Here is a 24006-nt window from a genome sequence, read left to right on the forward strand (position 1 = left end):
TTGTGTATGCTTAAGATAACAAGGAGGTGTTGTAAATGGCAAGAATCAATGAATCAAATTTCGGAGAAACACCTTTTCAAAAGCTTTTAGGACACAATAAAAAAGTTATGGAGGCGTGGTCTTATTTAGGGGAAGTATTAGAGAAAGATGGGCTATTATCATCGAAATTAAAAGAACAGGTTAGAAGAACATTAGCGCAAAGCAATGGTTGTGAGTATTGCAAAGCAAAAGGAAAACCTGAGCCTCATATGTTTGATGAAAAAATATCTGTTGCGGTTGGATTTGCAGAAGTCTTTTTAAAAGAACAAAAAGGAAAAATTTCAAATCATCATTTCCAAATATTAGAAGATTATTTTTCTGAAGCTGAAATAAGTGAGCTTTGTGCATTCATTTCTTTTACTACTGCTCAACACTATTTTGGTGGAATGATGAAGTTAGAAGCTGATGGGTTTTAACTTTGAAGTTTTACGGATAAATACAAATAAAAAACGCTTGGATATTGATAATTTCCAAGCGTTTTTATGCTTATTTTACAAACTGTAATTCTTTCGGGAATTTCGTTAAAATTTCTACGCCATCTTTCGTTATATAAACATCATCTTCAATACGAACGCCGCCTACGTTTGGTACGTAAATACCAGGTTCAATTGTGAAGACCATTCCTTCTCGTAATGGAGAGTTGTTGCCATCTTTTACGTCTGGATATTCGTGAACGCTAATGCCAAGTCCGTGGCCAAGGCGGTGCGGGAAGAAATCACCGTAGCCAGCGTCTGCGATAATAGAACGAGCAGCACGGTCAATTTCACTAAATGTCACGCCCGGTTTACATGATTCAACTGCATTTAATTGCCCTTTTAATACAGTGTCATAAATGCGTTTTTGTTCGTCTGTAATCTCGCCAAAAGCAACTGTACGCGTAATGTCAGAGCAATAACCGTCAATAATAACGCCTAAGTCAAATAGGACGAAATCACCGCGTTGAATTTTATTTGCACCTGGTATACCGTGCGGAAGGGCAGAATTTGCACCTGTTAATACCATTGTGTCAAAGGACATTTTATGAATGCCTTTTTTCTTTAATTCATGCTCAATTATCGCTAATACTTCAAGTTCACTGCGATTCTCTTGAATTGCATTTACCCCAACTTCAACTGCATAATCAGCCATAGCAGCAGCTTGGCGTAAAATCGCAAGTTCTTTTTCATCTTTAATTAAGCGAAGTTCACGTACTTTTTCTTCAGCAGGTTTGAAAACTGCTTTTGGGAATAATTGTGATAAGTGCTCGTAGCGTTCTACATTTAAATGTTCTTTTTCGATTGCCACTGCATTTGCATCAATGCCGCGTGCTTTGATTGCTTTCGCAATCATATCCCATGGATTGTCTGTATCTGTAAATCCGATAATTTCGTGAGTCCAGCCAGCACTTCTTACTTTGTCTTCTTCCATCTTAGGACAAATTAACATCGGTTCTTTTTCTTGGAATACAAATAGACCGAGTAATCTTTCGTGCGGTTCGCAGTGGAAGTTCGTCATATAGAAGACGCTCGGTGTAGAAGTTAAGAATGCAGCTTCTGTATTTTGTTCTTGTAGCCATTGTGTTAATTTTTCTAATCTAGTATTCATATATCTGCACCTCCGAAATTTCAATTACATGTATAACTTTACATCGAATGAAAGTATTATGACAAGAAAATCGATGTTTGAAAAGACAGGAAATTGTGAAATCGTGTAGAATAGAAGGTGTGAATGTGAACAAGGGAGGTAATGAAAAGATGAAAGTATCTTATCACGGTCATTCAGTTGTAAAAATTGAAACGAACGGAAAGGTTATTTTAATTGATCCATTTATTACAGGTAATCCGAAAACAGATTTAAAAGTAGAAGAGGTAACAGTTGATGCGATTATTCTTTCTCATGGACATGGTGATCATGTTGGGGATACAGTAGAATTAGCAAAAAAACATAATGCAGTTGTTATTGCGCCGTTTGAGCTCGCGACATTTTTAGGTTGGAAAGGTGTAAATACACATCCGATGCATATTGGCGGTTCTCATGTATTTGATTTTGGAACAGTAAAGTTTACACAAGCATTTCATGGTTCTAGCTATGTTGATGAAGAAAATCAAACGATTACATATACAGGTATGCCAGCAGGGATTGTATTTACTGCAGAAGAAAAAACGATTTATCACGCCGGAGATACAGCGTTGTTCTCGGATATGAAATTAATTGGCTCTCGTCATACAATTGATGTGGCATTTTTACCAATTGGAGATAACTTTACAATGGGTCCAGAAGATGCTGTGTTAGCAGCAGAATGGATTGGAGCAAAAATTGTTGTGCCGATGCACTATAATACCTTCCCGGTTATCGAACAAGATCCGCATCAATTTGTAGAGAAACTAACAGGTAGTGTAGGGAAAGTATTAAAAGCAGGAGAAACAATTGAATTATAAAGTGAAACCTCCATCAGTGGCGGTCTTACTGCCCGCGAATAGCGGGATAAAAAAGAAACCTTCATTTTGCGCGGCAAAATGAAGGTTTTTACATGTGGGAAGGACATAATGTAAATGTTGGATTTGTTATATTATTTTTAGATTGTAATCTATGTGTTTCTGTTTCAGTTACTTCGTTGATTTCGGTTGCTACTTTCTTTCCATCCACGAACGCTAACAATACCGCACCAATTATTTCTAAAATTTTTTTCATATCATATCGCTCCTTGTCTCTCATTTCTTGTCTTCATTGTACGATAAGAAAATGAAACAAACTATCGAATAAGATGACAAGGAAATTACAGGATTGTAAGAAACTTGTATTCTTTTGTTATAAAAAAATTAGTACAGGTATATAAACATACAGTGTAACAGTTTTGAAAATATAGTATACTAAAAAGATAACACGTGAAGAATTCAGGGAAAAGAAAGTATGGTGAAACTATTTGGCTACGAAACACAACCAAATTTTAGAATATATCAACAGTTTGCCAATTGGGCATAAAATTTCTGTGCGCCAAATTGCAAAAGAGTTGAGCGTAAGTGAAGGAACGGCATATCGGGCGATTAAAGATGCGGAAAATAAAGGATATGTAAGTACAATTGAACGGGTCGGGACAATTCGTATTGAACAAAAAAAGAAAGAAAATATCGAAAAGTTAACATTTGCAGAAGTTGTTAACATCGTGGATGGCCAAGTACTTGGCGGAAGAGAAGGCTTACATAAAACGTTAAACAAGTTTGTAATCGGGGCAATGAAGCTAGAAGCGATGATGCGCTATACGGAAGCTGGGAATTTACTTATTGTCGGAAACCGTACACAAGCACATCAATTAGCGCTTGAAGAAGGAGCAGCTGTACTGATTACAGGTGGATTTGATACAGAAGAGCATGTAAAGAAATTGGCAGATGAATTAAAGCTGCCGATTATTTCGAGCAGCTATGATACATTTACAGTAGCAACGCTTATTAACCGGGCTATTTATGATCAGCTTATTAAAAAAGAAATAGTTCTCGTTGAAGATATTTTAACACCAATTGAAGAGACGGTATATTTACAGCCAAGTGATACAGTGGAAAAATGGCATAAGTATAATGAAGAAACGATGCATGGCCGTTATCCGATTGTAGATGAAGCACATAAAGTGCTTGGCATTGTAACGTCCAAAGATATGATCGGTGTAGTAAAAGAGACACCAATTGAAAAAGTAATGACAAAACAGCCGATTACTGTAAACGGAAAAATGTCTGTTGCTGCAGCAGCGCGTATGATGGTGTGGGAAGGGATTGAGCTTCTTCCAGTTGTTGATGATAACAATACATTGCAAGGGATTATTAGTCGTCAAGATGTGCTGCAAGCACTCCAAATGATTCAGCGTCAGCCGCAAGTTGGGGAAACGATTGATGATATTGTAACGAATCAATTTATGAATCCGAAAGAAGCAAAACAAGATTCTGCTTACCATTTTTCTGTCACACCACAAATGACAAATTCAATAGGGACTTTGTCATATGGCGTCTTTACAACAATTGTGACAGAAGCGACAAATCGTGTGCTTCGTGCGCAGAAAAAAGGTGACGTCATTGTTGAGAATTTAACCATTTACTTTGTAAAGCCGGTTCAAATTGATAACGTTGTGTCCGTCCATCCGAAAGTGCTAGAAATTGGACGTAAATTTGGTAAGGTTGACGTAGAAGTACGACACGAAGGAAATGTTGTTGGAAAAGCATTGCTTATGGTTCAATTGATTGATCGTTAAGAAGGAAAAGCTGCCTGAAAGGGCAGTTTTTTTATATAAATAAATATTTGAATTTTATTTCGATATGTTATAATGGAAAAAAAAGGTAGTTATGTATATGTTATCTTCTGGTATCTTTTTCGGAAGCATTGCTGTTCTTTACTTTTTAATCATGATTCCAATTCAATACTCCTATATATCTGGCTTGAAAGAAAGAATGAAAAAAACAGGTCTCACGCAAAGTGAGTTATATGAAAAGATGTCATTTGAAGAAGAACAAGCGCATTTCAATTTGCAAGGGAACTTGTTTAATTTACCGTCGGCCATTGTTGCGAGTCTTATATTTGAATTGCGCCATCGTAAATAACTGTCTTAATGGACAACTGTCAAAACTGATAAAGTCATAACAAGTCCTAAAACAGTGACTATATTGCAGCAATAATAAAAATACAAAAAGGCCGGTCTCACTATTGATGAGCCGGCTTTTTTGTAAAGTATGTGGGCATTTCATTTCGTTAAGTTGGTGGGAATTCCTACACAGATCTCTAAACTAAAAATGGGATTATCCTTGTTCCTTTTCAATATACATGCAATGGGGAATAGGATTTCATCTAGATGTATCTTGTTCTATTCAAGACAAAAGCTTTGTAACGCCTCACGTTTTTCCTTTGTTAAACCGAACTCATGAGCAAAGTACGTATCAAGGTTTCCATACGTATTCGTAATAGATTGGAAAACACCTTCTAAAAACTCCTCTTTTACTCCAAGCAGCTGTTTCATAATTTGAAGACCTCTGTCATCCAAATGCGCTGAAATTTGCTTCAATACCTTTTCGTTAAACTCTTTCATCGTTTCATTTGTCAATAAATAATCTTCCATAACAGTTTCTTTTGGAATTCCAAGCACAGATAAAATAAGGGCAGCACCAACGCCCGTACGATCCTTTCCAGCGGCACAATGATGTAATAACCCCAAATTATTTGGGTCTTGGATAATTTCCATCAATCGTTTGTAAGATGGATTGTTTAGCGGAAGTTTGGAATACAACTCCGACATAATATCTAAGTTAAGATTTTTGAAGAAATTACTTCTAGCCATTTCTTCGATAGTGCCGAATTGATTATTTTGCCCTGATGCCGGGATACGTTCGTATGCCACATTTGAAAGTATAGGATCGGGCTTATTTTGTGCTTCCAACTCATCGCGATAATCAAAAATGTATTTAATGTTTAATGTTTGTAAGAAATTCATATCTTCATCTGTCAAACCTGTTAGTTCGTCTGAACGGAAAAAAAGTCCAGACTTTACTGTACGGCCATCAGATGTTTTATAGCCGCCCATGTCACGAAAGTTATTAGCTCCAATAAAGGGGACTACTCGGTTTGCAGGATATGTCGCATAACGATTTGCTGTTGTGATTTCCATTAAAATAAACACCTCTTCTATTTGTAATTAAAAACACTTGCTCGTTGGAGAGTTGGATGATAACTTTCTCTTTTTTATAGCAAGTTGTATACAAGTAGAATACTACCTAATTGTAAAAAAAATATTAAGGCTTTTTAAAGTTCTTGTAACTTTCGAATTTTAGATGCGTTGAAATAATATTTTTGGGTTTCCTTATAGTTCAAAAACAGGTATTTTGTATACGAAAAGGATCCACGGGAGTTATACATTCCTACAGCTAATCTAGAACTGGTTATGTGAAAGATAGGAAAAAATTATTTTTTAAAAAAGCGTCCCATATTATCAGAAAAGAAAAAGGGACGAAAGATTTATGATCTAACGTCCCTGATAAATATGAAGTAAGGTATAAACAAATAAAACTCAAAATTTACATTCTTCCTTCCATTACTAAACGATTACGATTGTTGAGAAGAGTCTCTTTTACTATTTGCTTTGCACCTTCATAGTCTCTGGATGCCACAGCTTGATAAAGAGACTCATGAACACGGTTAGTGGAATAATGAGGCTGATGAGGAGTAAGCTTCCAGTTTACGGTAGCAATCATGATGATTTTATCTTGATATGAATCCATAATTTGCAGCATAGCTTGATTATTTAAGGCAGACATAATGCAGCGTGAAAACAAATGGGAGTATTTGACGTATTCAGGATAATCATCTTGCTGGCTAGCTTCAATCTGATTTTTGAGACATTTTTCTAATTCCGAGATATTTAAAATACAACCGCGTTCAATCATAGAATCTAGCGCATGTATTTTAAAAGAGGTTAGCACTTCCATCATATCCAAAATTTCTTTAACTGAAATTTCTTTCACTAAAATGCCCCGATTTTTTAATGAAACCACAAACCCCTCCGATTCTAAATGAGAAATGGCAGTTCGAATCGGTGTTCGGCTCATGTTTAGTTCGTTTGCAAGTTCGTTTTCTGATAATAGTGTTCCAGGCATGAAATCGCCAAGAATAATCTTTTGGCGTATTTTTGTATAGGCAATGTCTATTAAAGATTTAGATGACATGAACTTTTAATTCCTTTCATTTATCATTTACAAAATTATCTTACAGTAAGCAAGTTTCAACCGCAATTAAAAAACGTAAGTATAGGTTCACGATAAATAAATGAGAAACTTACATGAAATTTAAAAAGCCTTAATATTTCATTTACATTCCACTGGTATTCTTCTTGTATACAACTAAGAAAGGAAGGTATACCTAAGCCAAAAGATTGTTTCTCGCTGTTTGTAGACCAATGACTTTAAGGGGGAAGATAGAACAAACTAATAAGCGCAGAAAAGTGTTGTATAGAAACATAAATAACAAACAATTAGGGGGAGACATACAATGAAGGTTTCGTCAAAAACGGTTCTATCTTACGGACTGGGGAGTCTTGGGCAGAATTTAGTTTATATTTTGACTGTTAGTTATTTAATGTTATTTTATACCGATTACTTTGGGATATCAGCAGCTGCTGTAGGAACATTATTTCTTGTAGCCCGATTGTGGGATGCCTTATTAGATCCTTTTATAGGCATCATGGTAGATAATACAAAATCCAGATGGGGAAAGTTTAGGCCGTATCTTTTGCTTCCCCCTGTTATTATGGCCGGTTTTACAGTTCTTTGCTTTTTGCAGCCTAATATTAGTCCTGCCGCTAAGATCATTTACGCTTCTGTAACCTATATCATGTGGGGAATGAGCTTCGGTCTGGTAGATGTTCCATATTGGTCTATGACATCCGCTATCACAGACGATCCAAAGGAACGAACAAAAGTGGTGATGGTGCCTCGTGTAATGGCAATTATCGCTGCATTATTTGTAAGTGTCTTTACCTTACCGCTTGTTAAAGCGTTAAACAGTTGGGTCCTTGTCAGCTCGATCTATGCTGTATTATGTATCGGCTTCTTCTGGATTACATTTTTCAATGTAAAAGAACAAGTAACAGTAGCACGAAACGAAAAGTTTACGTTCAAAGATGCCTTTCGTGTAATCAAATCGAATCAGCCGCTTTTGCTACTGTTGTTGACAATGTTAATGGAAGACATCGTAACAAAATTCCGCGGTGCTTTCGGTATTTATTATTTTAAATATTATTTACATGCAGAAAATCTTTTCCCTGTGTTTTCTTTGGTGAGTATAGTGCCAGTATTAATAGGAGGTCTGTTAGCACCTACGATTTCGAAGCGCTTAGGGAAAAAGAAAACTACTATTATTGGAATTATTGGTTACGGTGTAGAGCATATTGCTTTATTCTTTGTAGGCAAAAATATGATTCCGTTCTTTACACTAAATATTCTAGGTGGTTTATTTTTTGGTATAGCGACGATTACAATGAGTGCTATGATTGCTGATTGTGTGGAATACGGGGAATGGAAAACTGGAAAACGGGCAGAGGGAACGGTATTTTCTACTAACACTTTCCGCGCTAAATTCGCAGGAGCGATTGGCGGAGGAATAGGAGCTTATGCGCTTTCTGGTATTGGTTACATCCCGAATCAAACTCAAGCAGGTACAACGATGGTTTGGATGCAGTTGTTTTTTACGCTTATTCCAGGAATTTTGCTGCTTATCTCTGTTATACCGCTTATGAAATATCAGTTAACAGAAGGATTCTATGAAAAAATCCTATCTGAAATAAAAATTAGACGAAAGAGTCGTACGACTGAATTTAAGAATGCACAATAAGATCTGATAATTTGGACATGTATGAAAAACCATACAAATCAGGAGGAGTAAACATGATGAATTTAAGAGAAAATCCTTTCTATCTAACAGATCAAGATATTGCATGGGTGAATGAAACCTTATCCTCTATGACGACTGAAGAAAAAGTCGGACAACTTTTCTGCCTGCATGGTATAGATAAAGATGAAAAGAAACTGAAAGAAATAATGGAGAAATTTAAGCCTGGTGGGTTTATGTTTAGGCCAGACAAAGGAAAGGCAATGCAAGAGGTTCATCGTTTTTTACAAGAGCAATCCGCTATTCCTCTACTTCTTGCGGCAAACCTAGAAGCCGGAGGAAATGGCATTGCATTGGACGGGACAGCAGTTGCTAATCCCATGCAGACAGCAGCAACAGGAAACACAGAAATAGCATATAAGTTAGGGGAGATTGCAGCTAAAGAGGGCAGGGCTGTCGGCTGTAACTGGTCTTTTGCACCTGTAGTAGATATTGATATAAACTTTCGAAATCCTATTACCAATATTCGTACCTTTGGATCAGATGTTTCCACAATTATAAAAATGAGCAAAGCGTATGTACAAGCTTTGCAAGAAAACGGACTAGCGGCATCCATCAAACATTTTCCAGGAGACGGTGTCGATGAAAGAGATCACCATCTAGTGACTTCTGTTAATTCTCTCTCTGTAGAGGAGTGGGATCGTACTTATGGCATTATTTATAAGGAATTAATTGAGGCAGGTACAAAAACGATTATGCCTGGACATATTATGCTCCCTCATTATTCCAGAAAGCTTCGTCCTGATATGAAGGAAGAAGAAATCATGCCGGCTACTCTATCTAAAGAATTGTTACAGGATTTACTAAGAGAACAACTGCAATTTAATGGTGTCATTGTCTCTGACTCTACAATGATGGCTGGGTTCGCAATGGCAAAAAATAGAGAAGAGGCAGTTCCTTTAACAATCGAAGCGGGCTGTGATGTGCTGCTCTTTAACCGAGATGTACAAGAGGACTTTGAATTTATGATGAAGGGTCTTGAAAACGGACTGCTGACGATGGAAAGAGTAGAGGAAGCAGTCACGAGAGTGTTAGCCTTAAAAGCATCTCTTGGTCTTCATAAAAAAGAAGCCGCTACGTTAATTCCGAGAGAAGAGGAGCTCAAGGTACTCGGCTGTCAAGAACATAAGGAGTGGGCATCCATTGCAGCAGATGAATCTATTACCTTGGTAAAAGATACAAAACAATTACTGCCTATATCCGCTGATCAATATCGGAGAGTTTTGTTAATTCCTGTAGAAAACATAAATTCTCAGTTAAAAGCAGAGGGCTTCTACTCAAAATCCTACACTGAAAAATTTGCAGATAAGCTGCAAACAAATGGGTTTGAGGTGGTTCTCTTTGATTCAAATCAAAATCCTGGAGCGTCATTTATAGCGCCTACGTACACAATAAAAGAACAATTTGACCTTGTTATTTATTTGGCGAACCTTCCTACCGTTAGCGTAAAGCCTACTTTACGGCTGCAGTGGTCGCCAAAGCTTGCGGGCGATTTACCATGGTTCATTCAGGAAGTGCCTACTATTTTTATTTCTTTAGCTAATCCGTATCATTTATTCGATATTCCGAGAGTCCCTGTCATGATTAACTGCTATCACGCAAACGAAGACATTATTGATTATCTTTATAAGAAGTTAACGGGGGAATCCGAATTTAAAGGAAAGAGTCCGGTAGATCCATTTTGTGGATGTTGGGATACACGGTTTTAACGAATGATGTGTTATTAGTGAAGAAAGTTAACTGAGTATGTGCCTTTCTGCGAAATGTAGATAATGCTCAATTGTTATGAAGTTAAGAAATTAGCTGTTCCAAAAAACAAAAAAATAAGTTGAATTTTCATTTTAAGGTACTTCAAAATATTAGCCTGATGGCTAGGAAGTATCATCAACAGAAAGCAAATTTCATAAGCTAAGGTCGTAACGGTGAATGTACAAGGGATTTTAATTTAAAAACGGTCATCCTTTCATGGATATTCTATGAAAGGATGACCGCTTTTTTATCCCGCATTAACGGGCAGTAAGACCCCCACTTCAGGATTCAGAGAAAAGCGAAGAAGATAGGTGGGGGATGAAACCCCTCCACTGATGGAAGTTTCACTTTATGTCTCCAATGAATCTTACAGAAAAACTACAGTTATTAGATAAAGGAATGACCCCTATTCGATTGCAATGCCAAATTCACTCAAAGCAAGTGCTTGAAAAGCTTGCATATCAATCGTTTGTTTAGATTTATGATTCCCGCTCGTTACGGTATAGGTTTTGTCTGTCAGCGTAATGTGACCATCGTCTGTTCGTTTTGCAAGAAGCGGCGATTTATTAAATGGTGATTGTTCATGGTGGGTAATGATTTGTTGTGCGTTTTGTAAAACTGTTTCATCAATTGGCGATGTGAAGAAGTCATAGCCAATTTCTAGAGTGCTATTTTGATATTTTTCAAATGCGTATTCTCCTAAATCTGTTTTTTTCTTTTGAATGCGATATTCACCAGTTGAAGAAGATACTAGTTCTCCTGTAAAAGGAAGAGGTTGCAGGGCATGATGTGAACCGAAACCAACATCAATTAGGTATGACTGATTATTATGATGTAGAATCGTTGCAAAGTGGGTTCCGCTTAGCCGGATTTCTCCATCATTAAATACAGTGCCGCATATCATATGGACCTGAAAGCCTAGTTCTTTTAAAGCATAGTAAAACAAAGGATTCAGCTCATAGCAAACACCGCCGCGCCGGTTGTCTATAATCTTTCTTTTTAAGTTTTCAAAGGTAATATCAATGTTTTTATTTTGTATAATACTAATATTTTCAAATGGCACATGTTTAGCAAATTGAGATTGTAACATACGAATATCTTCAAATGTTACATCTTTTTTTGCATATTGAATACGGTTGAAAAAATCGTTTAGAAAGGTGTTCATTTTATCTCACCTCAAATTATTTTTGTAACTGCTCTGCCTCTTCAATCGCAAGCGGTAAAAAATGCTTATATTGGCGAATACCGTTGTAGATGCTAGCTCCGCCAACAATTACAAATAAAATTCCAACGATTATACGAGCCGCTGAAAGATCCAAGAAAAATTGGTTCAGGCCAAATAATGCAACAAATATTCCGAGTGCAATCGCTGATTTTCCAGCAAGCCATCCTTTCTCCATGGAACGGTTTGTGCGAAAATATTTCGTTTTGTAGAAGAGATACAACATAAATGTAACGATAATACAAAAGACTAATACTGGCATGATCCCAATCCCCCATCTGTTTGTATATTATTTCTTTATTGTAAATCAATTCTCGACCTGGATGAAGTGTTATGCGTTATAATGGGTATAAATTGGTGGAAAAGGAGACTTTTACATATGAATGAGAAGATTTTAGAGGCAATTAAGCAATTTGATACGATAATTATTCACCGTCATGTACGTCCAGATCCAGATGCATTAGGTTCGCAGTGCGGACTTGGTATAATGCTGCAAGAGTCGTTTCCAGAGAAAAAGATTTATATGGTAGGATACAATGAACCATCTTTATCATTTTTACGCGTAATGGATGAAATTGATGATGCTACGTATGAAGAGGCGCTTGTTATCGTTTGTGATACAGCAAACCAAGAGCGCGTTTGCGATCAGCGTTACACAAAAGGAAAGCAATTAATTAAAATTGATCATCATCCAAATGAAGACCCGTACGGAGATATTGTTTGGGTAGATACAACTTCTAGTTCTACAAGTGAACTTATTTATGAATTTTATTTATACGGTAAAGACAAAGGATTAACTTTATCAAAAGAAGCAGCGCGTCTTATTTTAGCTGGTATCGTTGGTGATACAGGACGTTTCTTATTCCCGAGCACATCGGCAAAAACACTTCGTTATGCATCTGAACTTGTAGACATGGGAGTTGAATTCCCGGCATTATATGATGAAATGTATAAAACAAATGAGCGCATTGCACGTTTAAATGGTTACATTTTACAAAACTTCACAATGACAGAAGAAGGATCAGCTTATATTAAGCTAACAAAAGAAGTATTAGAGCAATTTGACGTACTTCCGTCTCAGGCATCAGGAGTTGTTGGATCACTTGGAAATATTGAAGGCTTAAAAGCGTGGGTTCTATTTCTAGAGGAAAAAGATGTAATTCGTGTTCGACTTCGTTCAAAAGGACCAGTAATTAATAAATTAGCGATGCAATATAACGGCGGAGGGCATCCGATGGCTTCCGGTGCAAAAGTTTTTTCTTGGGAAGAAGCAGACCGTCTTTTTGCAGACTTACGTGAATTGTGTAAATAAGAAGAAAGGTAGAGAGAGCTCTACCTTTCTTGTTTTATCTTTACGCTAATTTCAAGTGTAGTGTCAAAAGAAACCGTTTCGATTTCAAATCGATAGACACGGTCGTAATATTTATATACTTTATTTTCAATGACCTTTTTCAGTAGTTCTTTATTATTTGCGACGCTCTGAATATTTTGGGTAAGCAAGTGGCGGAGATCATCGCGAATCGAGGTTTTTAATGTTTCAACAGTTAGAGAGTCTACATTGTATTTATCATGATTGACAATCTCAACTTCAATCTCTTGAATCGTTAATATTTTTTTATTTTTTTCATTTTCTTTATTTTGATCTTCAATAATTACATGTAAGTCATCTGTTAATTTCTTTATTTTTGCTTCTTGTTGTTCCAGTGTTTTTGTTTGCACTTCTTGAAATACGCCATATATGTACAAAAAAATAATCCAGCTTAAAATACCGCCAACAGCAGCACCGCCTAAAAAAAGCTTCCATCTATTGGAGAGTGAGCTTGGAACTCTCATACATGCTCCTGTGTAATCCAATTAATAATAATGAATCCTGTTTGCATACCGCCTGTGGCAAAGAAAATGAGAAGAATTTGTTTCACAATATCTTTTGTATCTCCTCCAAAGAAGCTGCGTTCAAAGCTGTAAAATGTATCAAAAGTCCCGCCAATAGCAGCGACAAGTGCCCAAATTCGTAAATTTTCTGCAAACTGCGTAATCATTGTGAGGGGTGGTTTCCCGACTAAAAAAGCACCGACTCCGCCGATTAACGATCCACCAATCATAACACCAAGGGCGATAAAATAACTTGTAACGAGAAGAGAGAAAAAGCTTTGATTCACTTCCATCATCATTCCCCTTTCTTTTTCATGTATATGGACAAAGAAGGAGAAGTATGTTTTGATTTCACGTATAATAAGAGGTAGTCAAATAGATAAAGAGAGGGCATAAAAGTGAAGTTTGTGCATTTACAATGTCAAACCGTTTATAGTTTATTGAAAAGTGCTTGTAAAATAGACGAGCTTGTTCATCAAGCGAAAGAACTTGGTTTTACAGCATTAGCTATTACAGATGAAAATGTGATGTATGGTGTTGTTCCGTTTTATAAAGCGTGTAAAAAAGCGGGTATTAAGCCGATTATCGGGTTAACAGCATCGATATGGAATGAAGAAGAAGAACGGTCTTATCCACTTGTTTTACTGGCTGAAAACGAAACAGGGTATAGAAATTTACTTAAAATTTCTAGCAGCATTATGACAAAGTCAAAAGACGGTATTCCAAAGAAATGGCTTGCACGCTATGCAGGCGGATTAATTGCGATTTCTCCAGGGAAAGATGGCGAAATTGAACAACTTGTCTTGCAGGGCAAACATGAGGTTGCTGAAGAAGTAGCGAATATGTACAAAAGTATATTTGCAAGCTTTTACATAAGCTTGCAGCACCATGCTATTCAAGAAGAATTATTGCTGCAGGAAGAGCTTCTGCCATTTGTAAAGCAGCTTGGAATTCCGCTTGTGGCGACGAATGATATTCGTTATGTCAAACAAGGCGATGCGATTGTACAGGAATGTTTATTATCCGTTCATAGCGGGACAAAAATGACAGATTCTGAAAGGCCGCGTTTACAAACTGATCAATATTATATGAAATCGCCTTCTGAAATGGAAGCGTTATTCTCTGCTATGCCAGAAGCGATTCAAAATACTGTATGTATTGCAGAGCGCTGTCATGTAGAGATTCCGTTTCATACAAATCAACTTCCGAAGTTTCCAGTACAAACAAATGAGTCATCGGATCGCTTTTTACGCCGCATTTGTGAAGAAGGGCTGAAGAAGCGTTATGAAATAGTGACAGATGTGCATAAGGCACGTCTAGCGCACGAATTAGGCGTTATTTCTCGAATGGGATTTAGTGATTATTTTCTTATTGTATGGGATTTTATGACATACGCTCACGAGCACCGCATTTTAACAGGACCAGGCCGTGGTTCGGCAGCTGGATCACTCGTTTCTTACGTACTAGAAATTACCGATATCGATCCAATTCAGTATGATTTACTGTTTGAACGATTTTTAAATCCAGAGCGTGTTACACTTCCTGATATTGATATTGATTTTCCAGATATTCGCCGCGATGAAATGATTCGTTATGTGAAAGATAAATACGGAGAACTACGTGTTGCTCAAATCGTAACATTTGGAACACTTGCAGCAAAAGCAGCGATTCGCGACATTGCAAGAGTAATGGGGCTGCCGCCAAATGAAATTGATATTTTTTCAAAGCATATTCCATCCAGGGTTGGCATTACATTAGAGGAAGCTTATGCAGAATCACAAGCACTGCAAAATTATATACAAAGTAACCTCATATTTCAAAGGATATTTGATATCGCAAAACGGGTAGAAGGCTTGCCCCGTCATACGTCTATTCATGCAGCCGGGGTGATTATGAGTGAAGAACCGCTTACAAATAGCGTTGCCATTCAAGATGGGCATGATGGTGTATATGTTACGCAATATCCCGCAGAGGTATTAGAAGAACTTGGATTGTTAAAGATGGACTTTCTTGGTCTTCGGAATTTAACGTTGCTTGAAAATATTCGTACCTTTGTTGCACAAACAACTGGGACAAATATAGATATAAAGAAATTGCCGCTTCAAGATGCGAAAACATTTGCACTGCTTGGACGAGGAGATACGACTGGAATTTTCCAGCTCGAATCAAGCGGAATGCGGAATGTTTTGCGTTCGTTAAAACCGAATGAGTTTGAAGATATTGTTGCAGTCAACGCGCTATATCGACCAGGACCAATGGAACAAATTCCGGTGTTTATTGAATCAAAACACGGGAAACGTGCGATTCATTATCTTCATCCTGATTTGAAACCAATTTTAGAAAATACGTACGGAGTTATCGTTTATCAAGAACAAATTATGCAAATTGCCTCTCGTTTAGCAGGATTTTCTCTTGGTGAGGCGGACTTATTACGCCGTGCAGTAAGTAAAAAAAATCGTGATATTTTAGACGAAGAGCGTACTCACTTTGTGAAAGGTTGTTTGCAAAATGGATATGATGAAGAAACTGCCCAGAAAATTTATGATTTAATCGTTCAATTTGCGAATTATGGGTTTAACAGAAGTCATGCAGTTGCTTATAGTATGATTGGATATCAGCTTGCCTATTTAAAAGCAAATTATCCGCTGCAGTTTATGACAGCACTATTATCAAGTGCAATTGGAAATGAAGAGAAGATTGTACAATATGTTCGGGAAACAAAGCGAAAAGGGTTTCATGTTTTACCTCCATCTCTTCATAAGAGCAGTTATGATTTTCATGTGGAAGGAAATGCAATTCGGTATAGTTTACTTGCTATTCGCAATGTAGGGATGGCGACAGTGAAAACCTTGATTGAAGAAAGGAACAAAAAAACATTTCAAGATTTATTTGAGTTTTGTTTACGCATGCCGGCGAAGTTTGTAACAGAACGCAATTTAGAAACAATGATTTGGGCTGGTTGTTTTGATGATTTTGAGGTTTCACGTTCGTCCTTGTTTAACAGTATTAAAGGTGCGTTAGAATATGCGGGCTTAGCACGTGAAATTGGCGAGGAACTTGTGCCGAAGTCAGAGTATGCACAAGAGGCAGAGCTCTCTTTTATCGAACAATTAAATAAAGAGAAAGAAGCACTAGGTTTTTATTTATCAAGTTATCCAACTGCGCAGTACGAACCGCTTGTTAAACAATTGGAAATTCCGACACTTGCACAAGCGATGAAGCAGCAAAGAAAAGTGCAGCGGGCAATTGTGTATTTGACAAATATAAAAATCATTCGGACAAAAAAATTACAAAAGATGGCGTTTGTCACGTTTTGTGATCAAAATAATGAAATGGAAGCAGTTGTATTTCCTGAAGCATATATCCATTTTGCAGAGCGGCTACAAGAGGGTGAAATTGTTTTAATAGAAGGAACAATTGAACAGCGAAATCACAAGCTGCAATGGATTATAAATGGCGTCTATCCGCTAGAACAAATGGATACTTACGATAAAATGAAAGACGCTTCTATTTACGTGAAAGTACCATCACAGTATGAAAAAAGGCTGTTAAACAATGTAACAAAAATATTATTTCACTATTCAGGTTTTGTGAAAGTACTAATTTATTATGAAAAAGAGCATAAGATGGTACAATTATCTCGTAGTTTATCCATTCATCCAAGTGAAGAATGTCTACAAGCACTTTATGAGGTAGTCGGAAAGGAAAACGTCGTTGTAAAAATATAATGGACAATTTCCCTCTATTTCGATTATAGTAATAATAGCGTTCGTGGTCAGACCACCTTGGAGAATGAATAATGCTATTCAGCAAGAACATATGAGGAGAGTGGATCGTTTGTCAACACTTCGTGAAGAAGCACTTCACATGCATAGAGTGCATCAAGGAAAATTAGAAACTGTATCAAAAGTAAAGGTAGAAAATGCAAAAGATTTAAGTCTTGCGTATTCTCCAGGGGTTGCAGAACCATGTAAAGTTATTTATGACGATAAAAGCAAGGTATACGAATATACAATGAAGGGCAATATGGTAGCAGTTGTAACAGATGGAACGGCTGTGTTAGGTCTTGGAAATATTGGACCGGAAGCATCTCTTCCAGTTATGGAAGGTAAAGCTGTATTATTTAAGAGCTTTGCTGGTGTAGATGCATTTCCAATTGCTTTAAATACAAATGATGTAGATAAGATTGTTGAAACTGTAAAATTAATGGAGCCAACTTTTGGCGGCGTAAACTTAGAAGATATTGCAGCGCCAAACTGCTTCATTATTGAAGAGCGTTTAAAGAAAGAAACAAATATTCCTGTATTCCACGATGATCAGCACGGTACAGCAATTGTAACAGTAGCTGGTCTTGTGAATGCATTAAAGCTAGTTGGAAAGAAAATGTCTGATATTAAAGTTGTTGCAAACGGTGCTGGGGCAGCTGGTATTGCGATTATTAAACTTTTATATCGCTACGGTGTACGCGACATTATTATGTGCGATACGAAAGGTGCGATTTTTGAAGGGCGCCCTGTCGGTATGAATCCTGTGAAAAATGAAGTTGCAAAATATACAAATAAAAATCGTGTAGAAGGTTCATTAGCAGAAGTGATTCAAGGTGCAGATGTGTTCATCGGTGTATCTGCAGAAGGCGCATTAACAGAAGAAATGGTTCGTTCTATGAACAAAGATGCAATTATCTTTGCGATGGCGAATCCAAATCCAGAAATTATGCCGGAAATCGCAAAAGCAGCTGGAGCAGCTGTTGTAGGTACAGGTCGTTCGGACTTCGCGAACCAAGTAAACAACGTACTAGCTTTTCCTGGTATTTTCCGCGGTGCTCTTGACGTACATGCAACGCAAATTAATGAAGAAATGAAGGTTGCCGCAGTACAAGCCATTGCTGAGCTTGTATCAGCTGAAGAACTTAGTGCGGATTATATTATTCCAGCTCCATTCGATGTACGCGTAGCACCGCAAGTGGCAGCGTATGTAGCGAAAGCTGCAATGGAAACAGGTGTTGCTCGCCGTCAAGTCGATCCAAATGAAGTAGCTGAGAAAACAAGAAAACTAGCAATTATTGGTAAAGAATAAGCGAGGAGTGTCCATTGACATCATCACAAACAAAAGTATACCTGGAAATAGTGAAAAAAATCCGTTCCATTATAAAAGAGGACGGGTTAGAAGCAGGTAATCGCCTGCCATCTGAACGAGAGCTAAGCGCACGTTTAAATGTTGGTCGTTCCTCTGTTCGTGAAGCGCTCAGAGCACTGGAGTTGGTCGGCTTAATCGAAACGAGGCGCGGTGAAGGGACGTTCATTCGAAATTTTTATGAAAATGGTCTTGTGCAATTAATTGCACCGTTCGTATTACAAGATGAAAAAACGCGGCAAGATTTGTTACAAATGAAAGAGTTGCTTGAGAAGGATGCGATTCGTGTCTTATGTCAAAGGCAGACAGAAGACTGCTTAGAGGCACTTAAGGAAACTTTTTCTGATGAACAGTTATCTATCGCTGTATTTCATCAAACCTTTTTAAGAACGCTTGTAGAGCAAGTAGATAATTTTTTAATGTATCGTGTTTGGATGATTGTACATGACTACGCTTCGACGCTTTCTTGTGATGTTCATTTAAACGCGAGAAAGTTGCATGAAAAGCTATATAAAGCCTTAGAGAATAAGCAGGAACAAACAGCAATAGAGCTTTATGATGCAATCATAGAGAACATACAGTTTCATTTGTAATTCTAACATCTATACAAAATTTGTCGAAATGACCATGACACGTTCTGACAAACATTCTGCCAGACAACGTTTAAAGTTAAACGTAAAGAGATGGGTTATAAGACAAATTGAGAAAACAAGGCTAACACTTATTGAAGTAGGTGTTAGCCACATTTTCTTACTCGTTAACCTTAGCTCTTTTATCACCTAAAGGAGGGTCAAACTTTGCTACGAGATTTATTCCAAAAGAAGAAAAAATATGCTGCAATTCCTTCAGAGCAAGTAAGAAGAGATGTACCGGACGGTGTCATGACAAAATGTCCGAAATGCAAAAAAATCATGTATACGAAAGAACTTCTGAAGAATTTAAAAGTATGTGTTAACTGTGGGTATCATCATCCGATGAACGCATGGGAGCGTCTTGAAAGTTTGTTAGATGAAAATTCATTTCGTGAATATGACAAAGAAATGATTTCGGCAAACCCGCTTCACTTCCCTGGTTATGAGGAGAAACTTGAGAGCGATCGTAAAAAAACTGGATTAAACGAAGCAGTTGTGACAGGAGAAGGAACAATCGAGAACATGCTCGTTGTTGTTGCGGTTATGGATTCAAGGTTTCGAATGGGAAGCATGGGCTCTGTTGTAGGTGAAAAAATTGCGCGTGCTGCTGAAAAAGCACATGAAATGAAAGTGCCGTTTCTTATTTTTACCGCATCAGGCGGAGCTCGTATGCAAGAGGGTATTTTAAGTTTAATGCAAATGGCGAAGACGAGTGTTGCTTTGAAAAAGCATAGCAATGCAGGTGGTTTATTCATTTCTATTATGACGCATCCAACGACGGGCGGAGTTTCCGCGAGCTTTGCTTCACTTGGTGACTACAATCTAGCAGAACCAGGTGCATTAATTGGATTTGCAGGTCGTCGTGTAATTGAACAGACTGTTCGTGAAAAACTGCCGGAGGACTTCCAAACGGCAGAGTTCTTACTGGAACATGGACAATTAGATGCAGTTGTGCACCGTAATGATATGAGAGATACACTCCGCAAGATTTTAGAAGTTCATCAAGGGGAGGAAGTGGCGTCATGGCAGAATTAGAATTTGAAAAGCCAGTTGTTGAGCTGAAAAATAAGATTCTTGAATTAAAAGAATATACGAAAAACAGCCAGATGGACTTCAGTGAAGAAATCCGTATTTTGGAAGCTAAGTTAGAGCATTTAGAGGAAGAAATATACGGCAATATGAAAGTATGGGACCGTGTTCAAATTGCTCGTCATGCCGAAAGACCGACAACACTTGATTATATTGAGCACTTATTTACTGACTTTTTTGAATGTCATGGAGATCGCCTATTTGGTGATGATGCAGCGATCGTAGGCGGTATTGCAAAATATAATGGAATGCCTATAACGGTAATTGGCCATCAGCGCGGAAAAGATACGAAAGAAAATATTCACCGAAATTTCGGAATGCCTCACCCAGAAGGCTATCGCAAAGCATTGCGCCTTATGAAACAAGCAGAGAAATTTAATCGTCCTATCATTTGCTTTATTGATACGAAAGGTGCATATCCTGGAAAAGCAGGTGAAGAACGCGGACAAAGCGAAGCGATTGCACGTAATTTATTTGAAATGGCAGCACTCTCTGTACCGGTTATATGCATTGTGATTGGTGAAGGCGGCAGTGGCGGTGCGTTAGGACTTGGTATTGGGAATTATGTCCACATGTTAGAAAACTCCACGTATTCAGTTATTTCTCCCGAAGGAGCAGCAGCAATTCTTTGGAAAGATGCTACGAAAGCAAAAGAAGCTGCTGAAGCGATGAAAATTACGGCGGCTGATTTGAAAGAATTGGGTGTAATCGATGAAATGATTCCAGAAGCTCGCGGCGGTGCGCATCGCAACGTTAAAGAACAAGCGGAATATATAAACCGTACCTTGCAAAAAACATTCCAACAATTTGAAGGTGTTTCGAAAGAGGAACTGGTTGAAAATCGTTATACAAAATATATGAAAATTGGGCAAGTTTCGTTTTCAAACGCTTCCATTGGGGTAAAATAGAAAAAGCGTGCGTTCCATTTCGCGAATGCACGTTTTTCTTATGAAAAGACACATCTTCTCCATTGTAATTTTATATTTCTTCATGTTATTTTATTATAAGGCAAATAATCTTTTCGAGGTGAGTACTAATGAAACGTATTGGTGTGTTAACAAGTGGTGGAGATTCACCTGGTATGAATGCTGCCATTCGTGCAGTTGTTCGTAAAGCAATGTATCATGACCTAGAAGTGTATGGTATCTATCATGGATACGCAGGATTGATTTCTGGTCATATTGAGAAATTAGAATTAGGTTCTGTAGGTGATATTATTCATCGCGGTGGAACAAAATTATATACAGCAAGATGTCCAGAGTTTAAAGAACTAGAAGGACAATTAAAAGGGATTGAACAATTAAAGAAATTTGGTATTGAAGGACTTGTTGTTATTGGTGGGGATGGTTCTTACCAAGGTGCAAAAAAATTAACAGAGCATGGTTTCCCATGTGTAGGTGTACCGGGCACAATTGATAATGATATTCCTGGTACTGATTTCACAATTGGCTTTGATACAGCTGTAAACACTGTTATTGATGCAATTGATAAAATTCGTGATACAGCTACATCTCATGAACGTACATATGTAATTGAAGTAATGGGTCGTCATGCGGGAGATATTGCGTTATGGGCTGGTTTAGCGGACGGTGCAGAAACAATTTTAATTCCGGAAGCAGACTATGACATGAACGATGTAATCGCTCGTTTAAAACGCGGTAGCGAACGCGGGAAGAAACATAGTATTATTGTCGTAGCTGAAGGTGTTGGCAGCGCGATTGAAATCGGTAAACAAATTGAAGAAGCAACAAACTTTGATACACGCGTTACAGTATTAGGTCACGTACAGCGCGGAGGATCTCCAAGTGCGATGGACCGTGTATTAGCGAGCCGTCTTGGTGCAAGAGCAGTTGAGCTTCTATTAGAAGGAAAAGGTGGTCGTTGCGTAGGTATTCAAGACAACAAACTTGTTGATCATGATATTATTGAAGCGTTAGCGCAAAAACATCAAATTGATTTAGATGTGTATCAGTTATCAAAAGAGTTATCAATCTAATTGGCCTAGTGTCGGATTAGTGGTAACGTTTTCAGAAATATTTGGAGGTGCGTTATGCGCAAAACTAAAATTGTATGTACAATTGGTCCTGCTAGCGAAAGTATTGAAAAATTAGAACAATTAATGGGAGCAGGGATGAACGTTTGTCGTTTAAACTTCTCTCATGGTAGTCATGAAGAGCACGGAGCACGTATTAAAAGCATTCGTGAAGCTGCGAAGAAAACAGGTAAAACTGTAGCAATCTTACTTGATACAAAAGGTCCAGAAATTCGTACACATGACTTTGTAGACGGACAAGCTGAGCTAAAAACAGGTGCAGAAGTTGTTATTTCTACAGAGCAAGTATTAGGAACTGCTGAAAAGTTCTCTGTAACTTACGCGGGACTTTATGATGATGTCGATGCAGGTTCTCGCATTCTAATCGATGATGGTCTTATTGAGTTAGAGGTAATCGGAAAAGCAAACGGCGATATCCGCACAAAAGTATTAAATAGCGGTACTGTAAAAAATAAAAAAGGTGTAAATGTACCAAACGTAAGCATTAAGCTTCCTGGTATTACAGAAAAAGACATTCAAGATATCATCTTCGGTATCGGGCAAAATGTTGACTTTATCGCAGCTTCTTTCGTACGCAAAGCATCTGACGTATTAGAAATTCGTGAGCTATTAGAAGAGCACGGAGCACAACATATTCAAATCATTCCAAAAATCGAGAACCAAGAAGGTATCGATAATATCGACTCTATCCTAGAAGTTTCTGACGGCTTAATGGTAGCGCGCGGTGACATGGGTGTAGAAATTCCACCTGAAGAAGTACCGTTAGTGCAAAAGCGTCTAATCAAAAAATGTAATGTATTAGGTAAGCCAGTTATCACTGCAACGCAAATGTTAGATTCTATGCAGCGTAACCCTCGTCCAACACGTGCGGAAGCAAGTGACGTAGCGAACGCTATTTTCGATGGCACAGATGCAATCATGCTTTCTGGTGAAACAGCAGCAGGTTTATACCCACTTGAGGCGGTACAAATGATGGCAAACATCGCGATTCGTGTTGAGAAATCATTGCAATATGAAGACATGTTCCAAAAACGTCTTAAAGAGCAATCTAGCACAATTACAGATGCAATTAGTCAATCTGTTGCACATACAGCAATCGCACTTGATGTAGCGGCAATCGTAGCTCCTACAGAAAGCGGCTATACTGCGAAAATGATCTCTAAATATCGTCCGAAATCTCCAATCGTAGCAGTAACATCTAATGAACAAGTATGCCGTCGTCTTGCACTTGCATGGGGTGTACAAGCGTATATGGCAGAGGAAAAGGCAAAATCTACAGACGAAATGTTAGAAACTGCTATTCAAACAGCTATGGATACAGGTATGATTGGTCTTGGTGATACAGTTGTTATTACTGCTGGTGTACCAGTTGCTGAAACTGGCACAACAAACTTAATGAAAATTCATGTTGTTGGCGAACAAATCGCTAAAGGACAAGGAATTGGCCGTAAAACAGCAAAAGGTAAAGTTGTTGTAGCGAAAACAGCTGAAGAAGCATTAGCAAACGTAACAGAAGGTTCTATCCTTGTTACAACAAGCACTGACAAAGATATGATTCCTGCAATTGAAAAGGCTGCGGCTCTTGTTGTAGAAGAAGGCGGCTTAACAAGCCATGCAGCGGTTGTTGGTGTAACAATCGGTATTCCAGTTATCGTTGGTGTAGAAACTGCGACTGCTATCCTAAAAAATGGTCAAGAAGTAACAGTTGATGCAGCGCGTGGAATTGTATATAATGGACATGCGGAAGTGCTATAAGAAATAATATGTAGGGAAGGATCGAAAATCCTTCTCTTTTTTTTACACAATTTGAGAATAAGAAGATT

The 24006-nt window shown here is 37.8% G+C and carries 22 protein-coding genes; 14 read left to right on the forward strand and 8 right to left on the reverse strand.

From position 1 onward, the window contains the following. The first annotated feature begins 35 nt into the window (after positions 1 to 35). A complete protein-coding gene (locus LRP84_RS02975) occupies positions 36 to 455 on the forward strand; it encodes a carboxymuconolactone decarboxylase family protein (protein WP_230573720.1) in 420 nt (139 codons plus the stop codon). A 70-nt stretch (positions 456 to 525) separates the two neighbouring features. Here LRP84_RS02975 and pepQ read toward each other — a convergent pair whose 3' ends face one another. Continuing rightward, positions 526 to 1623, reverse strand: a complete 1098-nt coding sequence (gene pepQ, locus LRP84_RS02980) for a Xaa-Pro dipeptidase (protein ID WP_230573721.1) — start codon at positions 1621 to 1623, stop codon at positions 526 to 528. A gap of 149 nt (positions 1624 to 1772) precedes the next feature. On the opposite strand from pepQ, the gene LRP84_RS02985 reads away from it, so the two are divergent. Next, a complete protein-coding gene (locus tag LRP84_RS02985) occupies positions 1773 to 2456 on the forward strand; it encodes a metal-dependent hydrolase (RefSeq protein WP_230573722.1) in 684 nt (227 codons plus the stop codon). Between the two features lie 88 nt (positions 2457 to 2544). On the opposite strand, the gene LRP84_RS02990 is transcribed toward LRP84_RS02985, so the two are convergent. Next, complete coding sequence (locus tag LRP84_RS02990; protein WP_230573874.1) at positions 2545 to 2733, reverse strand: hypothetical protein; 189 nt, start codon at positions 2731 to 2733, stop codon at positions 2545 to 2547. A gap of 208 nt (positions 2734 to 2941) precedes the next feature. On the opposite strand from LRP84_RS02990, the gene LRP84_RS02995 reads away from it, so the two are divergent. After that, entirely contained in the window at positions 2942 to 4255 is a 1314-nt protein-coding gene (locus LRP84_RS02995; RefSeq protein ID WP_230573723.1) for a CBS domain-containing protein, read from the forward strand. Positions 4256 to 4352: 97 nt separating this feature from the next. Continuing rightward, positions 4353 to 4601 carry a DUF3949 domain-containing protein gene (locus LRP84_RS03000; RefSeq protein ID WP_230573724.1) on the forward strand — a complete coding sequence of 83 codons (249 nt, stop codon included), beginning with the start codon at positions 4353 to 4355 and terminating at the stop codon, positions 4599 to 4601. Positions 4602 to 4861: 260 nt separating this feature from the next. Here LRP84_RS03000 and LRP84_RS03005 read toward each other — a convergent pair whose 3' ends face one another. After that, positions 4862 to 5659: a tyrosine-protein phosphatase gene (locus LRP84_RS03005; RefSeq protein ID WP_230573725.1), complete on the reverse strand. Its 798-nt coding sequence runs from the start codon at positions 5657 to 5659 to the stop codon at positions 4862 to 4864. A gap of 406 nt (positions 5660 to 6065) precedes the next feature. Further along, positions 6066 to 6713, reverse strand: coding sequence for a GntR family transcriptional regulator (locus LRP84_RS03010; protein WP_230573726.1), 648 nt, complete (start codon positions 6711 to 6713; stop codon positions 6066 to 6068). Positions 6714 to 7035: 322 nt separating this feature from the next. On the opposite strand from LRP84_RS03010, the gene LRP84_RS03015 reads away from it, so the two are divergent. Both LRP84_RS03015 and LRP84_RS03020 read left to right on the forward strand, forming a co-directional pair. After that, on the forward strand, positions 7036 to 8376 hold the full coding sequence (locus LRP84_RS03015) for a glycoside-pentoside-hexuronide (GPH):cation symporter (RefSeq protein WP_230573727.1): 1341 nt from the start codon (positions 7036 to 7038) through the stop codon (positions 8374 to 8376). 53 nt (positions 8377 to 8429) lie between these two features. Then, positions 8430 to 10142: a glycoside hydrolase family 3 protein gene (locus LRP84_RS03020; protein WP_230573728.1), complete on the forward strand. Its 1713-nt coding sequence runs from the start codon at positions 8430 to 8432 to the stop codon at positions 10140 to 10142. A gap of 446 nt (positions 10143 to 10588) precedes the next feature. Here LRP84_RS03020 and LRP84_RS03025 read toward each other — a convergent pair whose 3' ends face one another. Both LRP84_RS03025 and LRP84_RS03030 read right to left on the reverse strand, forming a co-directional pair. Continuing rightward, on the reverse strand, positions 10589 to 11347 hold the full coding sequence (locus LRP84_RS03025) for an arylamine N-acetyltransferase family protein (RefSeq protein WP_230573729.1): 759 nt from the start codon (positions 11345 to 11347) through the stop codon (positions 10589 to 10591). Positions 11348 to 11363: 16 nt separating this feature from the next. Further along, positions 11364 to 11666: a YtpI family protein gene (locus tag LRP84_RS03030; protein ID WP_230573730.1), complete on the reverse strand. Its 303-nt coding sequence runs from the start codon at positions 11664 to 11666 to the stop codon at positions 11364 to 11366. 117 nt (positions 11667 to 11783) lie between these two features. Here LRP84_RS03030 and LRP84_RS03035 point away from each other — a divergent pair, with 117 nt between their 5' ends. After that, entirely contained in the window at positions 11784 to 12716 is a 933-nt protein-coding gene (locus tag LRP84_RS03035) for a DHH family phosphoesterase (RefSeq protein WP_230573731.1), read from the forward strand. Positions 12717 to 12736: 20 nt separating this feature from the next. Here LRP84_RS03035 and ytrI read toward each other — a convergent pair whose 3' ends face one another. Together ytrI and ytrH are read right to left on the reverse strand one after the other, a co-directional pair. Next, positions 12737 to 13237, reverse strand: coding sequence for a sporulation membrane protein YtrI (ytrI, locus tag LRP84_RS03040; protein ID WP_098305356.1), 501 nt, complete (start codon positions 13235 to 13237; stop codon positions 12737 to 12739). Next, entirely contained in the window at positions 13234 to 13575 is a 342-nt protein-coding gene (gene ytrH / locus LRP84_RS03045) for a sporulation membrane protein YtrH (RefSeq protein ID WP_098305354.1), read from the reverse strand. The genes ytrI and ytrH overlap by 4 nt, the downstream gene beginning before the upstream one ends. Before the next feature lie 99 nt (positions 13576 to 13674). Here ytrH and dnaE point away from each other — a divergent pair, with 99 nt between their 5' ends. From dnaE to pyk, 7 genes are all read left to right on the forward strand, one after another. Next, the gene (gene dnaE, locus LRP84_RS03050) at positions 13675 to 17004 is read left to right on the forward strand and encodes a DNA polymerase III subunit alpha (protein ID WP_230573732.1); all 3330 of its coding nucleotides are present in this window, start codon (positions 13675 to 13677) and stop codon (positions 17002 to 17004) included. Positions 17005 to 17095: 91 nt separating this feature from the next. Further along, positions 17096 to 18352, forward strand: coding sequence for an NADP-dependent malic enzyme (gene ystJ / locus LRP84_RS03055; protein WP_230573870.1), 1257 nt, complete (start codon positions 17096 to 17098; stop codon positions 18350 to 18352). Positions 18353 to 18366: 14 nt separating this feature from the next. Beyond that, positions 18367 to 19002 carry a FadR/GntR family transcriptional regulator gene (locus LRP84_RS03060; protein ID WP_230573733.1) on the forward strand — a complete coding sequence of 212 codons (636 nt, stop codon included), beginning with the start codon at positions 18367 to 18369 and terminating at the stop codon, positions 19000 to 19002. A 204-nt stretch (positions 19003 to 19206) separates the two neighbouring features. Further along, positions 19207 to 20076, forward strand: coding sequence for an acetyl-CoA carboxylase, carboxyltransferase subunit beta (accD, locus tag LRP84_RS03065; protein ID WP_230573734.1), 870 nt, complete (start codon positions 19207 to 19209; stop codon positions 20074 to 20076). Continuing rightward, positions 20064 to 21038: an acetyl-CoA carboxylase carboxyl transferase subunit alpha gene (gene accA, locus LRP84_RS03070; RefSeq protein ID WP_230573735.1), complete on the forward strand. Its 975-nt coding sequence runs from the start codon at positions 20064 to 20066 to the stop codon at positions 21036 to 21038. Before accD ends, accA begins: the two co-directional genes overlap by 13 nt. Before the next feature lie 128 nt (positions 21039 to 21166). Further along, a complete protein-coding gene (pfkA, locus tag LRP84_RS03075; protein ID WP_230573736.1) occupies positions 21167 to 22126 on the forward strand; it encodes a 6-phosphofructokinase in 960 nt (319 codons plus the stop codon). Positions 22127 to 22180: 54 nt separating this feature from the next. Then, the gene (gene pyk / locus LRP84_RS03080; RefSeq protein ID WP_230573737.1) at positions 22181 to 23938 is read left to right on the forward strand and encodes a pyruvate kinase; all 1758 of its coding nucleotides are present in this window, start codon (positions 22181 to 22183) and stop codon (positions 23936 to 23938) included. Positions 23939 to 24006 lie beyond the last annotated feature (68 nt).

Source organism: Bacillus rhizoplanae, assembly GCF_917563915.1.
Classification (GTDB): Bacteria; Bacillota; Bacilli; order Bacillales; family Bacillaceae_G; genus Bacillus_A; species Bacillus_A rhizoplanae.

What these genes read in the sequence shown, in the direction of transcription:
- LRP84_RS02975 (WP_230573720.1), top strand. Translation starts at nt 36, where the DNA reads ATGGCAAGAATCAATGAATCAAATTTCGGAGAAACACCTTTTCAAAAG.
- pepQ (WP_230573721.1), bottom strand. Translation starts at nt 1,623, where the DNA reads ATGAATACTAGATTAGAAAAATTAACACAATGGCTACAAGAACAAAAT.
- LRP84_RS02985 (WP_230573722.1), top strand. Translation starts at nt 1,773, where the DNA reads ATGAAAGTATCTTATCACGGTCATTCAGTTGTAAAAATTGAAACGAAC.
- LRP84_RS02990 (WP_230573874.1), bottom strand. Translation starts at nt 2,733, where the DNA reads ATGAGAGACAAGGAGCGATATGATATGAAAAAAATTTTAGAAATAATT.
- LRP84_RS03000 (WP_230573724.1), top strand. Translation starts at nt 4,353, where the DNA reads ATGTTATCTTCTGGTATCTTTTTCGGAAGCATTGCTGTTCTTTACTTT.
- LRP84_RS03005 (WP_230573725.1), bottom strand. Translation starts at nt 5,659, where the DNA reads ATGGAAATCACAACAGCAAATCGTTATGCGACATATCCTGCAAACCGA.
- LRP84_RS03010 (WP_230573726.1), bottom strand. Translation starts at nt 6,713, where the DNA reads ATGTCATCTAAATCTTTAATAGACATTGCCTATACAAAAATACGCCAA.
- LRP84_RS03015 (WP_230573727.1), top strand. Translation starts at nt 7,036, where the DNA reads ATGAAGGTTTCGTCAAAAACGGTTCTATCTTACGGACTGGGGAGTCTT.
- LRP84_RS03020 (WP_230573728.1), top strand. Translation starts at nt 8,430, where the DNA reads ATGATGAATTTAAGAGAAAATCCTTTCTATCTAACAGATCAAGATATT.
- LRP84_RS03025 (WP_230573729.1), bottom strand. Translation starts at nt 11,347, where the DNA reads ATGAACACCTTTCTAAACGATTTTTTCAACCGTATTCAATATGCAAAA.
- LRP84_RS03030 (WP_230573730.1), bottom strand. Translation starts at nt 11,666, where the DNA reads ATGCCAGTATTAGTCTTTTGTATTATCGTTACATTTATGTTGTATCTC.
- LRP84_RS03035 (WP_230573731.1), top strand. Translation starts at nt 11,784, where the DNA reads ATGAATGAGAAGATTTTAGAGGCAATTAAGCAATTTGATACGATAATT.
- ytrI (WP_098305356.1), bottom strand. Translation starts at nt 13,237, where the DNA reads ATGAGAGTTCCAAGCTCACTCTCCAATAGATGGAAGCTTTTTTTAGGC.
- ytrH (WP_098305354.1), bottom strand. Translation starts at nt 13,575, where the DNA reads ATGATGATGGAAGTGAATCAAAGCTTTTTCTCTCTTCTCGTTACAAGT.
- ystJ (WP_230573870.1), top strand. Translation starts at nt 17,096, where the DNA reads ATGAGGAGAGTGGATCGTTTGTCAACACTTCGTGAAGAAGCACTTCAC.
- accA (WP_230573735.1), top strand. Translation starts at nt 20,064, where the DNA reads ATGGCAGAATTAGAATTTGAAAAGCCAGTTGTTGAGCTGAAAAATAAG.
- pfkA (WP_230573736.1), top strand. Translation starts at nt 21,167, where the DNA reads ATGAAACGTATTGGTGTGTTAACAAGTGGTGGAGATTCACCTGGTATG.
- pyk (WP_230573737.1), top strand. Translation starts at nt 22,181, where the DNA reads ATGCGCAAAACTAAAATTGTATGTACAATTGGTCCTGCTAGCGAAAGT.